The sequence below is a fragment of the Ornithinibacter sp. genome (genome assembly GCF_035443565.1).
Lineage (GTDB): Bacteria > Actinomycetota > Actinomycetes > Actinomycetales > Dermatophilaceae > Fodinibacter.
In genome coordinates this window covers 1-12422 of the sequence record NZ_DAORSO010000070.1, presented here as the reverse complement: position 1 = coordinate 12422, position 12422 = coordinate 1, and the positions used below count along the sequence as shown (strand labels likewise).

Annotated in this window: 14 protein-coding genes; 8 read left to right on the top strand and 6 right to left on the bottom strand. The window is 71.9% G+C overall.

What is annotated here, in order from left to right:
• On the bottom strand, positions 1-260 hold a 260-nt coding region (locus tag PLL68_RS08890), incomplete at its 3' end, for a TetR/AcrR family transcriptional regulator (RefSeq protein ID WP_324533412.1).
• Positions 261-288: 28 nt separating this feature from the next.
• On the opposite strand from PLL68_RS08890, the gene PLL68_RS08885 reads away from it, so the two are divergent.
• From PLL68_RS08885 to PLL68_RS08865, 5 genes are all read left to right on the top strand, one after another.
• Positions 289-1611, top strand: a complete 1323-nt coding sequence (locus PLL68_RS08885) for an acyl-CoA dehydrogenase family protein (RefSeq protein WP_324533411.1) — start codon at positions 289-291, stop codon at positions 1609-1611.
• Complete coding sequence (locus PLL68_RS08880) at positions 1608-2420, top strand: SDR family NAD(P)-dependent oxidoreductase (RefSeq protein ID WP_324533410.1); 813 nt, start codon at positions 1608-1610, stop codon at positions 2418-2420. The genes PLL68_RS08885 and PLL68_RS08880 overlap by 4 nt, the downstream gene beginning before the upstream one ends.
• Positions 2413-3513: a phosphotransferase family protein gene (locus PLL68_RS08875; RefSeq protein ID WP_324533409.1), complete on the top strand. Its 1101-nt coding sequence runs from the start codon at positions 2413-2415 to the stop codon at positions 3511-3513. The genes PLL68_RS08880 and PLL68_RS08875 overlap by 8 nt, the downstream gene beginning before the upstream one ends.
• 67 nt (positions 3514-3580) lie before the next feature.
• Complete coding sequence (locus PLL68_RS08870) at positions 3581-4333, top strand: SDR family oxidoreductase (RefSeq protein ID WP_324533408.1); 753 nt, start codon at positions 3581-3583, stop codon at positions 4331-4333.
• Positions 4334-4335: 2 nt separating this feature from the next.
• On the top strand, positions 4336-5301 hold the full coding sequence (locus PLL68_RS08865; RefSeq protein ID WP_324533407.1) for a 2-hydroxyacid dehydrogenase: 966 nt from the start codon (positions 4336-4338) through the stop codon (positions 5299-5301).
• Here the strand turns inward: PLL68_RS08865 and PLL68_RS08860 are convergent.
• From PLL68_RS08860 to PLL68_RS08850, 3 genes are read right to left on the bottom strand one after another with little or no spacing between them, the layout of a single operon-like run.
• Positions 5282-6550: a glycerate kinase gene (locus PLL68_RS08860; RefSeq protein ID WP_324533406.1), complete on the bottom strand. Its 1269-nt coding sequence runs from the start codon at positions 6548-6550 to the stop codon at positions 5282-5284. The genes PLL68_RS08865 and PLL68_RS08860 overlap by 20 nt on opposite strands.
• A gap of 1 nt (position 6551) precedes the next feature.
• Complete coding sequence (locus PLL68_RS08855) at positions 6552-7040, bottom strand: GNAT family N-acetyltransferase (RefSeq protein ID WP_324533405.1); 489 nt, start codon at positions 7038-7040, stop codon at positions 6552-6554.
• Positions 7041-7049: 9 nt separating this feature from the next.
• Complete coding sequence (locus PLL68_RS08850) at positions 7050-7484, bottom strand: pyridoxamine 5'-phosphate oxidase family protein (RefSeq protein WP_324533404.1); 435 nt, start codon at positions 7482-7484, stop codon at positions 7050-7052.
• A gap of 114 nt (positions 7485-7598) precedes the next feature.
• On the opposite strand from PLL68_RS08850, the gene PLL68_RS08845 reads away from it, so the two are divergent.
• Together PLL68_RS08845 and PLL68_RS08840 are read left to right on the top strand one after the other, a co-directional pair.
• On the top strand, positions 7599-8780 hold the full coding sequence (locus PLL68_RS08845) for a flavin-containing monooxygenase (RefSeq protein WP_324533403.1): 1182 nt from the start codon (positions 7599-7601) through the stop codon (positions 8778-8780).
• A gap of 10 nt (positions 8781-8790) precedes the next feature.
• The gene (locus PLL68_RS08840) at positions 8791-9156 is read left to right on the top strand and encodes a putative quinol monooxygenase (RefSeq protein WP_324533402.1); all 366 of its coding nucleotides are present in this window, start codon (positions 8791-8793) and stop codon (positions 9154-9156) included.
• 10 nt (positions 9157-9166) lie between these two features.
• Here PLL68_RS08840 and PLL68_RS08835 read toward each other — a convergent pair whose 3' ends face one another.
• Entirely contained in the window at positions 9167-10477 is a 1311-nt protein-coding gene (locus PLL68_RS08835) for a saccharopine dehydrogenase family protein (protein WP_324533401.1), read from the bottom strand.
• A gap of 51 nt (positions 10478-10528) precedes the next feature.
• Here PLL68_RS08835 and PLL68_RS08830 point away from each other — a divergent pair, with 51 nt between their 5' ends.
• Positions 10529-11758 carry a glucose-1-phosphate adenylyltransferase family protein gene (locus tag PLL68_RS08830; protein WP_324533400.1) on the top strand — a complete coding sequence of 410 codons (1230 nt, stop codon included), beginning with the start codon at positions 10529-10531 and terminating at the stop codon, positions 11756-11758.
• A gap of 205 nt (positions 11759-11963) precedes the next feature.
• Here PLL68_RS08830 and PLL68_RS08825 read toward each other — a convergent pair.
• A partial coding sequence (locus PLL68_RS08825; protein WP_324533399.1) for an FGGY-family carbohydrate kinase occupies positions 11964-12422 on the bottom strand: 459 nt, incomplete at its 5' end.

The following is a 12422-nucleotide window of genomic DNA, read 5'->3' as shown; positions in this document are numbered from 1 at the left end:
ACGGCATCCGGGTCGGGAGCCACGTTGCGCCCCACCCGACGCCAGGCCGCCTCGACCACCGCGCGGTGGTACTCGGTCTTGCTCGGGAAGTAGTGGAAGAGCAGCCCGCGCGAGACGCCGGCCTCGGCCGCGACCTCGTCGAGCGAGAGGTCCTGCACGGGCTGTTCGACGAACTTGCGCAGGCCGATGCCGACGAGCTGGCGGCGGCGTTCCTGCGGGGACATGCGCACCCGTGACGGCGACCTCACGCTATTGAGCATTGCTCAACAACCCTCTAGGGTCAAGGACATGGACTTCGCACCGTCCCCCCGCGCCGCTGACCTCGCCGAGCACGTCCGCGCGTTCATCGACACCGAGATCGAACCCGTCGAGCCGGCCATGCTCGCCGACGTGGCCGCCCGCCGCGCCCGCGGTGAGGACGCCTGGCCACCCCCGGCAGCGCTCGCCGACCTCGCCGCCAAGGCTCGCGCGCAGGGGCTGTGGAACCTCTTCCTGCCCGCCGGGCACGGCGACGCCCACGCCGAGCGGTTCGGCACGGACGGCGGCAAGGGCCTGACCAACACCGACTACGCGAGCATCGCCGAGCAGATGGGCCGTTCGGCGCTGGCTCCTCTCGTGTTCAACTGCAACGCCCCCGACACCGGCAACATGGAGGTGCTGCTCAAGTACGGCACCCCCGAGCAGCAGGAGCAGTGGCTCGACCCGCTGCTCGACGGGCGCATCCGCAGCACCTTCCTCATGACCGAGCCCGGCGTCGCGAGTTCCGATGCCACGAACATGCAGGCCACCGCCACCCTCGACGGCGACGAGGTCGTCCTCGACGGCCGCAAGTGGTGGTCCACCGGTGCCGGTCACCCCGACTGCCGCATCGGCGTCTTCATGGGGCTCACCGACCCGAGCGCGCACCGCCACCGCCAGCACTCGATGGTGCTCGTCCCGCTCGACGCGTCCGGCGTCACGGTCGAGCGCATGCTCACCGCGCTCGGGCAGTACGACGAGCCTCTCGGTCACGGACAGGTGAACCTGGATGCCGTCCGGTTGCCCGCCAGCAACATCCTCGCCGGGCCGGGCCGCGCCTTCGAGATCGCCCAGGGCCGTCTCGGCCCGGGGCGCGTGCACCACTGCATGCGCCTCATCGGCCTGGCCGAGAAGTCGCTCGAGCTGGCCTGCGAGCGCTCGACCCAGCGTGTCGCCTTCGGCAAGCCGATCGCCAACCTCGGTGGCAACCGCGAGCGGCTCGCACGGGCCCGCATCGCCATCAACCAAGCGCGGCTGCACGTGCTGCACGCCGCCTGGAAGCTCGACACCGTCGGCATCGAGGGCGCCCAGTCCGAGGTCTCCGAGATCAAGGCGGCCGTGCCCCAGATGGCCTGCGACGTCATCGACCTGGCCATCCAGCTGCACGGTGGTGGCGGCATGAGCGATGACTTCCCGCTCGCCGCGGCCTACGCCGGCGCCCGCAGCCTGCGCCTGGCCGACGGGCCGGACGAGGTGCACCTCGGCGTCGTGGCTCGTCACCTGCTGCGGCCCTACGCCGAGCGCGCGGCGACAGCAACAACGGCAACGGCATCCGGTTCGACGCCCGTCACCCCGGCTGGCGGCAGCCGATGAGCCGGCGCGTCCTCGTCACGGGTGGCGCCTCGGGGCTGGGCCTGGCCCTGACCGAGCTCATGCTCGACCGGGGAGACACCGTGCTCGTCGTCGACCTCGCCGAGGACCGGCCGGATGCCGTGCCCGAGGGTGCCGCCTACCGTCGCCTCGACGTGCGCTCGCAGCAGGACTGGGATGCCGCGATGGCGTGGGTGCGCGACACCTGGGGCGGCCTCGACCTGCTCGTCAACAACGCAGGAGTCGCGACCGGCGGGCGCATCGACGTCGAGTCGATGTCGGACTGGGAGCGCGTCGTCGACATCAACCTGCTCGGGGTGGCCCGCGGGTGCCACACCTTCACGCCGATGTTCAAGGCCCAGAAGTCGGGGCACATCGTCAACGTCGCCTCGCTCGCCGGGCTCGTGCACGGGCCGGGGATGTCGAGCTACAACGCGACCAAGGCGGGGGTCGTGGCCCTGAGCGAGACCTTGTCCTTCGAGCTCGCGCCGTGGTCGATCGACGTCTCGGTCGTCTGCCCGGCGTTCTTCCGCACCAACCTGCACCAGTCCTTCTCCGGCAAGGACGCCGCGATGCAGGAGGCGGGGGTGCGGCTCATCACCCAGGCGAGCGTGGATGCCGCGCACATCGCCGCGATCGTGCTCAAGGGCGTCGACGCGCGCAAGCGGGTCATCCTCACCGACCGGCTCGGGCGGCAGGCGTACTACTCCAAGCGGTTCGTGCGCCCGCTCTACGACCGCATGCTCACCGCGCAGGCCAAGCGGTTGGCCCGGCGCGCCGGCGCCGACCCCGCGGAGCTCACCCGTGACTGAGGCACTCGCCGAGGTACGCGATGAGGACGCGTTCGACGTCGAGCGGGTCGCTGCCTGGCTGCGCGAGAACGCCTCGGATGCCGTCGACCGGGCCGAGCTCACCGGCCTGCCGGAGGTGCGCCAGTTCGTCGGTGGGGCCTCCAACCTCACCTACCTGCTGCGTTTCCACAGCGGCCGCGACCTCATCCTGCGTCGCCCGCCGTTCGGCACCAAGGCCAAGGGCGCGCACGACATGGGCCGCGAGCACGACCTACAGGCGGCGCTGGCCGGCGCGTTCCCGCTGGTGCCCGCGATGGTGGCGTCCTGCGACGACGAGAGCGTCATCGGCTCGCCGTTCTACGTCATGGAGCGCATCGAGGGCACCATCCTGCGGCGCGACATCCCGCCCGAGCTGGGGCTCGATGTCGACGGGGTGCGGGCCCTGTGTGAGAACGCGATCGACACGCTGGTGAGGTTGCACGACGTCGACGTCGACGTCGACGTCGACGTCACGGCATCCGGGCTGGGGGTTCTCGACCGCGGTGACGGGTACGTGCGGCGCCAGGTCGAGGGCTGGTCGGGGCGGTACCGGCGGGCCCGCACCCCCGACGTGCCCGACCTCGAGGCGACGATGGGGTGGCTCGACGCGCACCAGCCGGGGGACCGGCCGCACGTGGTGATCCACAACGACTTCCGGTTCGACAACCTCGTGCTCGACCCAGCCGGCCCCACCCGGATCGTCGGGGTGCTCGACTGGGAACTCGCGACCGTCGGCGACCCGCTCATGGACCTCGGCTCTGCGCTGGCCTACTGGGTGCAGGCCGACGACGACCCGGCGTTCCTCGCCGTGCGGCTCCAGCCGACGCACACGCCCGGCATGCTGACCCGCGCCGAGGTCGTGCAGCGGTACTGCGCCGCTCGCTCGCTCGACGTGACGCCGCAGGAGTGGCTGTTCTACGACGTGTTCGGCCTGTTCCGCCTCGCCGGCATCGCCCAGCAGATCTACTACCGCTACCACCACGGCCAGACGAGCAACCCGGCGTACGCCCGCTTCGGGGAGTTCGTGCGCATCCTCGATGCGCGGTGCAGCGCCCTGCTCGCCGGGCAGCCCTGACCCAAGCCACGCCACTCAGCCCTGACCCCACTCTGACCTCCTCAGCCCTGACCCGAAGGATCACGACATGCCCACCACCCTCATCACCGGCGCCAGTTCGGGACTGGGCGCCGAGATGGCCCGCCAGCTTGCCGACCGCGGCTGGGACCTCGCGCTCGCGGCCCGCCGCACCGAGCGCCTAGAGGAGCTGCGCGACGAGATCGTCGCCAAGCACCCGGGTCGGCGCGTCGAGCTGCGGGCCCTCGACGTCACCGACGACGACCAGGTGTTCGAGGTGTTCCGAGCCTTCCGCGACGACTTCGGCGTCATCGACCGTGTCGTGGTCAACGCGGGCCTGGGCAAGGGTGCCCCGATCGGCACCGGCCGCTACGACGCGAACCGGCAGACCGCGATGACGAACTTCGTCGCCGCCCTGGCGCAGTGCGAGGCCGCCATGGAGATCTTCCGCGACCAGAAGCGTGGTCACCTCGTCATGATCTCGTCGGTGTCGGCCATGCGCGGCATGCGCAAGACCGTCACGACCTACGCCGCGACCAAGGCCGGCGTCGCCGCGTTGGCCGAGGGCCTGCGCAACGAGATGCTCGGAGAACCCGACCTCGACATCCGCGTCTCGACGATCTACCCCGGCTACATCCGCTCGGAGATGAACGAGCGGGTCAAGAAGACCCCGTTCATCGTCGACACCCGCACCGGGGTGGCCGCGATGGTCGACGCCATGGAGAAGGAGAAGGCCAACGCGCTGGTGCCGGCGTGGCCGTGGGTGCCGCTCGGCAAGGCGATGCGTCACCTGCCCCTGCCGCTGGTCCGAAAGATCATGTGACCGTGGGGCGCGTTCTCGTCACCGCTCAGGTCGTGGGGGATGCCGTGGCGCGCCTTCGCGAGGCCGGCCACGTCGTCGTCTTCCGCGACATCGACGCCCCGATGCCCCGCGACGAGTTCTTGGCCGCGCTGCCCGGGGTCGACGCCCTGGTCGCGATGCTCGTCGACCGGGTGGACGCTGAGGCGCTGGATGCCGCGGGGCCGGGGCTTCGCGTCGTCGCGAACGTGGCCGTCGGATACGACAACGTCGACGTCGCAGCCTGCCGCGAGCGGGGGGTGCTCGTGACGAACACGCCAGGTGTGCTGACGGATGTGACCGCTGACATCGCGATGTCGCTGATCCTCATGTCGACGCGAGGGCTGGGGGCGGCCGAGCGCCGGGTCCGTACCGGTGAGCCGTGGCGCTGGAGCCTCACGGCTCACCTGGGGGTGGGCCTGCGTGGCAAGTCCCTGGGCATCGTCGGGCCCGGGGCGATCGGGCTCGCGACGGCTCGGCGGGCCAAGGCGTTCGGCATGGAGGTGCTGCTGGCCGGGCGGTCGTCGCCGGACGCGGCCGTGGTGGGTGAGCTCGACGCGGCGGTGGTCGACCTCGACGAGCTGCTCACGGCATCCGACGTCGTGTCGTTGCACTGCCCGCTCACCCCGGCCACACGTCACCTCATCGGGGCGCGCGAGCTGCGGCTGATGCGGCCGGGAGCGCACCTGGTCAACACGTCGAGGGGGCCGGTCGTCGACGAGGCCGCCCTGGTGGCGGCGCTCGAGGCCGGGGAGATCGCGGGGGCGGGGCTCGACGTCTTCGAGGACGAGCCGCAGGTGCACCCCGGCCTGCTCGGGCGCGAGGACGTCGTGCTGCTGCCGCACGTGGGCTCGGCGACGGTGGAGACGCGCACCGCGATGGCTGACCTCGCCGTGGCGAACGTGCTCGCCGTGCTGGCCGGTGGCGAGCCGGTCACCCCGGTGGGTGGCTGAGCCAGTCGCGGGCGATGCGCTTACCGGTGTGCCGCAGCAGTCGTGCGGCGTCGGCCATCGAACGCTCAGGGTCAGGCTCGAGGTCGGACAGCGGGTAGGCCGCGCTCAGCCCGAGGGTCGTCAGGTCGGCGTCGTCCAGGGCGAGTCGGCCGCACACCGCGACGACGGGGATGCCGTGCGCGGTCGCCCGTGTGGCGACGCCTCGCACTGCCTTGCCCGTCAGGGTCTGCGCGTCGAGGGACCCTTCGCCGGTGATGACGAGATCGGCTCCGGTGAGGGCGGCATCGAGGCCGACGAGGTCGAGCACCAGGTCGATGCCGGAGCGGCGGTGCGCCCCGAGGACGGCCATGAGCGCAAAGCCGACGCCGCCCGCGGCGCCGGCACCCGGCATCCGTCCCCCCATCGACCAATAGGTCACTCGGGGTACGCCGCCTTCCTGTCCCTGGAGTGACCTATTGGTCGATATCGGTACGTCGGGGCGTGACTCGACGGTGTCGGCCCAGTGGGTGAGCGCTGCCTCGAGGAGGTCGACCTCGGCTGGGGTGGCGCCCTTCTGCGGCGCGAACACCGCCGCCGCACCTGTCGGGCCGAGCAGTGGGCTGTCGACGTCGGCGGCCAGGGCGATGCTGGTGTGGGCCAGGCGCGGGTCGAGCCCACTGAGGTCGAGGTGGGTCAGCCGAGTCAACGCGGCCCCGCCGTCAGGGAGATCGACCCCGCTGGCATCGAGCAGTCGGGCGCCCAGGACAGCGAGCATTCCGGCGCCGCCGTCGGTGCTGGCCGACCCACCGACGCCGACGATGACCTCTGCCGCCCCGAGGTCCAGGGCAGCGTGGATCGCCTCGCCGAGACCGCGGCTCGACGCGGTGAGGGGTGCCGGAACGGCATCCGGCAAGCGCCCGAGCCCGCAGACGTCAGCCATCTCCACGAGCGCGACGATAGGGATCAGACCCTGTTCGGCGACCGGGATCGGCGCCAGATCCTCCCTCCCGTCTCTCACGGCTACCGTCGCGGTCACCGACAAGCCCGTCGGGCCGTGCACTGCCACGGGCACGGCGTGCCACCCGGCCGCCAGCGCAGCAGCGACGGTGCCCTCTCCACCGTCGGCGACCGGCACGACGACGACCTCAGCGTGAGGCGCGACGTCCAGCAACCCGAGGCGGACGGCATCCCCCACCTCAAGCGAGGTCAGCGAACCCTTGAACGAGTCGCTGGCGACGACCACTCGTGGCGCGCGCGCCGGTCGGCCCACGTCAGAGGTACCGGTGCATCACGTGGAGACCGACGCGGCCGTGGGTGCGTGACTCGAAGGCCTCGGGGACCGTGCCGATGACCTGGAACCCGAGGTCCTTCCACAGGGTCACAGCAGCCTCGTTCGTCTCGACCACGGCGTTGAACTGCATTGCGGCATAGCCCTGTTCGTGGGCCCACGTGAGCACCCACTCGCCGAGCTGGCGCCCCACTCCGCGGCCGCGGGCCGCCGGCGAGACCATGAAGGATGCCGTGGCCACGTGGCTCCCGCGGGCGGGGCGGTTGGGCCCTGACTTCGCCGATCCGAGGACAGCGCCCGACTCGTCGACGGCGACCACGGTGACGCCAGGGGGGCCCTCTACCCACAGGTCCCACGCCTGCTCGGGCGTCAGGCCGAGCGGGTAGGCGTAGGTCTCACCAGCCTCGACGATGTCGCGGAAGACGGGGAAGAACGCCGGCCAGTCACCCGGCTCGATCGGTCGGATGACCACCGCGAGCGCTCAGTCCTCCTGGGGCCTCATGTGCAGCCACGGGCGGGTCAGTCCGAACCTGCGCCCGGTGATCTCGTCGACCTCGATGACGATCGTGTTGAACTTCGCCGTGTTGACCCACGGGCGCAGCGGCAGCAGCTCGGTCTCGGCCTCTTCGTGGTGCTCGAGCTGGCGGGCGCGACCCCGGATGACGACGCTCGTGGCCTCGTCCTCGGTGAACTCGTCGATCTCGAAGGCGACGTCAGCGTTCATCGTCAGCCCGAGCAGCTTGCTGCCCTCGGCGGTGCGGAACACGATTCGCCGGTCGGCGTCGACGGCGTAGTTGATCGGGACGAGGTGGACCTCGTCGGCCAGGTGGAAGGCCAGCCGACCGAACTCCTGCTCGTGCAGCATCTCCCAGCAGGCGTCATCGGTGAGGGTGGTGACGGGCGACGGATCGGACATCGAGCCTCCTGCGCTGGGTTTCGTGGGTCAAATCTATCGGCCCGTGGCGCAGGCGGCCCGTCGGGGGAGACCGTTCTCACCCGAACCGTCGTGACCCGTCGGTACGGTGCCTGCATGAGCCCAGCGCAGGTCGTCGTCATCGGTGCCGGACCGGGCGGGCTGGCCGCGGCTGCCGCGCTCGGCGCGCGTGGGGTTCAGGCCCTGGTCGTCGACCGCGACAGCCAGGTCGGCAGTTCCTGGCGACGGCACTACGAACGGTTGCACCTGCACACGCCGAGGCGGTGGTCGGGCCTGCCGGGCTACCCGATCCCACGCCGGTTCGGCCGGTGGGTGGCCCGTGCCGACGTCGTGGCGTACCTCGAGGAGTACGTCGCGCACCACGGCATCCAGCTTCGTCTCGGGACCGCGGTGACGCGCATCGAGCGCGCCGGTGCCGCGGCATCCCATCGCGCCGACGCCGCGGCCGGCGACACCGCAGCGAACAGCGCCCGGTGGCTGGTCCACCTCGACGACGGACCCCCGCTCGCCGCCGATCACGTGATCATCGCCACCGGCTACAACCACACTCCGGTCACCCCCGACTGGCCGGACCTCGACGGCTTCACCGGCGACCTCGTGCTGGCCCGCGACTACCGCAACGGTCGCCCGTATGCCGGCCGCGACGTCCTCGTCGTCGGCACCGGCAACACGGGCACCGAGATCGCGACCGACCTCGCCGAGCACGGGGCCACCCGGGTGTGGCTGGCCGTGCGCACGCCGCCGCACATCATCCGTCGTGACATGTTGGGCTGGCCCGCACAGGGCACCGGCATCCTCGTGCGGCGCCTGCCTCCCCGGCTCGTCGACCGGGTGGCTCATGGGTTGGCCGCCGTCCAGGAACCCGACCTCAGCGCCTACGGGATGGCGCGCGCCGACCCGGGTCTGTACTCGCGCGTGCTCGTGGGGCGGGTGCCGGTGCAGGACGTCGGCATCGTCGATGCCATCCGCACGCGGCGTGTCGAACCCGTGGCTGCCGTCGAGGCCTTCGACGGTGACGAGGTGGTGCTCACCAACGGCACGAGGCTTCGGCCGGATGCCGTGCTGGTCGCCGCCGGCTACCGCGCCGGACTCGAGCCGCTGGTCGGCGACCTCGGGGTGCTCGACGGGCGGGGGCTGCCCGTGGTGCACGGCGCCCACGAGCCCCCGGGCGCTGCGGGGCTGTGGTTCACCGGTTTCACCAACCCGATCTCGGGGATGCTGCGCGAGCTGCGCATCGACGCCGAGCGGATCGCCGCCGCCATCTCGGTTCAGGGCTAGAGCCCTCGACGTGAAAGAGTCGGCTGATCCCGAGGAGGAGCAGATGTCCCAGTTCGGTCTGGTGGTCCGGTTCGCGCTGAAGCCCGGGTGCGCAGAGGCGTTCGACGCGTTGATGCGCGAGACGGTGGCGGGCATCGCGGCCCATGAGCCCCGCACGCTGGCCTACGCGGTGCACGCGCTCGAGGCCGAGCCCGACGTTCGTATCTTCTACGAGCTCTACGCGGACGAAGATGCGCTGGCCGAGCACGAGGCGCAGGCCACGACCCGGTACTTCCTCGACCGCGTCGGCGACTACGTCACGAGCACCGACGTGCAGCGACTGCACCTGGTGACCGCAACCGGCATCCAGGGTGCGGCGGCGGCTGCCACGGAATAGGTGCCGCGGGTCAGTCGGGCAGGCGAACCGTGTCGAGCGTGAACTTGTGCTCACGCAGCCGCTCGACCAGCGGCATCCCGATCGCCGTCGCGGGGGTGAGCACCCCTGCAGCATCGGGCAGCGCGTCACCGTCCTGCAGCAGGGCGAGCGCGGCCTGGCCCAGCATCACCGCGGTGCCGCTGTAGCCCGGGTCGTAGGGGGCAGCAACAGTGGTGCGGTACCGCGCCCCGTTCGTGGCCTCGCCGGTGACCTCCATGCGGAACCGTCCGGCCGCCTGGGCCTCCTCGCTCGGGCCTTCGCCGGGCTTGGGCAGCACCCGGTCCAGCAACGACCGAGTCGGCCCGAACGACATCCCCGCGAGCCCTGCGCCCAGGGCCACCGACGTCATCCCCGCGGCGAAGGCACCGGTCGGCCCGCTGCCGTAGTCGGAGTACTCGACGTACCGGAACCCCTCGCCGTACCCGAGCAGCGACGCCGACCGGGCGACGATCCGGGTGTTGAAGGCCGCCATGACGAACGGGCCGGTGAAGTGGCCGTTGTCGGCATCGCGCTTGACCGGCGAGGCCTTCGCCAGCTTCGCGAGCACCGCCGCGGGCCCCGACGCGCCAGAAGAACCCGACGACCCGGATGCCGTGGCGCCGGTTGCGCTCGCGACCTTGCGGTCCCGGCCGGGCCGGGGACCCTCGGCGAGGGCCCACGGGTCGCCCACGATGCGTCGCGTGGTGGGGTCTGCCTTGAGCTCGTCGACCTGCACCCGGGCCGAGTCGATGGTGCCGCCACTGAACCCGCCCTTCATGCTCCGGACGGCCAGGTGGGTGCGGCCGAGGTCAGCACCGTCGGCCTTGGCGGCCTGCGCCGTGAGCATCACCCCGAGGTCGCTCGGGATCGAGTCGAAGCCGCACGCGTGCACGATGCGCGCCCCGGTGCGCTTCGCGGTCTCGTGGTTGGCGGCGATGCTGCGGTGCACGAAGAGCACCTCACCGGTGAGGTCGCAGTAGTGGGTGCCGGCCTCGGCGCATGCGGCTGCCAGGGGCACGCCGTACTTCACGTACGGCCCGACGGTCGTGACGACGACGTGAGCGCGGCGCGCGAGGTCGGCCACGGCATCCGGGTTCGTGGCGTCGACGACGAGCAGCGGCCAGCCGGCGGCCTGCGACCCGAGCCCGCGGGCGAGGTCCTCGAGGCGTGACTGCGAGCGACCGGCCAGGGCGATCCGCACCCCCTCGGGGGCCTCGGCGGCGAGGTGGCGAGCGGTCAGGCGCCCCACGAATCCGGTCGCGCCGAACAGGACGATGTCGAACTCTCGTGCACTCGCGCTCATCCCCCCACCCTAAAGCGCCCGTGAGCCGCGGCATCCGGCACAGTGTCACCCATGCGCACGAACCCGCGGGTCCTAGCCGTCGTCCAGGCGGGTGGTCAGGGGTCTCGGCTCGACGTCCTGACGCGTGAGCGGGCCAAGCCGGCCCTGTCGTTCGCCGGGTCGTTCCAGCTGATCGACGTCGCGCTGACCAACTGCGCCCACAGTGGCATCTCCGACGTCTGGCTGTCGGTGCAGTACCAGGCCGGGTCGCTGCACCACCACCTCGCGTCCGGTCGACCCTGGGACCTCGACCGCACCCGCGGAGGCCTGCGCTGGCTGATGCCGCAGGAGGGCGGGGGATCGGCGGCCCAGGACGGCTTCTCCAACGGCAACGGCGATGACCTGCACCGGTTCTCCGACGCGATCAGCGAGTTCGCACCGGACGCCGTCGTCGTCATGAGTACAGACCAGGTGCTGGCGCTCGACCTGCGCCCGGTCGTGGCTGCACACCTCGAGCGGGGCTCGCACTGCACCGTCGTCACGACGGAGGTGTCGCGAACCCAGGCGGCCGACAAGGCCGTCATCACCGTCGGTCGGGGCTCGCACGTCACGCGGCTGGACTACAAGCCGGAGCGCCCGAGCGGCACGACGATCTCGGCGGAGGTCTTCGTCTACGACCCGACCGTGCTGCTCGCCACCCTCGAGGACCTGCGCCGCGAGTTGTCGCACACCGACGACGGCAACACCGGCATCGGCGACTTCGGCGAGCACCTCTTGCCTCGCCTGATCCGTGACGGGGTCGTGCACGCCTGGCCGCACGAGGGGTACTGGGCAGACCTGGGCACCCCGGCCGCCTACCTGTCGGCGCACCGCGATCTCCTGGCCGGGCGCGTCGACGTGCTGGACCGCCCGGACTGGCCGCTGCTCACCCGATGGCCCGAACTGCCTGCGTCACGGGTCGACACGGGCGCCGTGCTCGAGGACGTCGTGCTCAGCGCCGGGTGTCATGTCAAGGGGACGGTGCGGCGCAGCGTCCTCGGGCCCGGCGTCGTGGTCGAGCCCGGCGCGGTGATCGAGGATGCCGTGCTGCTGGCCGGCGTTCGCGTCGCGCGTGACGCTCGGGTCGTGACCGCGATCCTCGACGAGGGCGTGCGGGTCGAGGTCGGGGCACGCGTGGGTCAGGCGACCCGGGCCACGCGGGCCCACGACGACCACATCGCCGTGGTGGGGCGCGACTCGGTCATCGGCCGAGGCGTCACGGTGCCCGCCGGCGCCAGGCTCGAGCCGGGAACGACCGCGTGACAGGGGTCGGCGGGCCGAACCTGTGAGGGGGGTGGTTGGGGTGCTGTGAGAAGTCGTTGCAGCCGTGAAGGGATTCCTTGCGCGGCGCAATGAGTGCTGGAGGTGGCTTATGACCTCTGGTTCACAGGAAACCCCCGCAGCAAGCGAGCCCGAAACCGCCACCTTCAGGGGTGGGGTGCACCGCCCTGGGAGGGCTCGCCACCCCTCACGGGTATGTCGCCGCCACCGTCGCGGCGTAGCGGCCACGCACCTCGGCGGCCCGCGCGCGCCCGGCCTCGTCGGGGTCGATCGTGACGTCGACGGCCACGTCCCAGGCGGGAGGAGCATCGCCACCGGCCAGCGCCCACGCGGCCTGCCGCGCCGCACCGACCGCGACGTACTCACCCGGGCTCGGGATCGCCACGGGCACGCCGAACACGTCAGCGGCGACCTCCTGCACGGCCACCGACGCAGCCGCCCCGCCGATCAGCAGCACCCGGTGCACGGGGCACCCGGCCGCGCGCACGGCATCCACCGCCGCCGCGAGCCCGAGCAGCATGCCCTCGACGACAGCCCGCGCGAGGTTCTCGGGCGTCGCGTTCGAGCGGGTCAGGCCGTGCAGCGATCCCGTGGCGTTCGGCAGGTTCGGCGTGCGCTCCCCGTCGAGGTACGGCAGCAGCGTCAG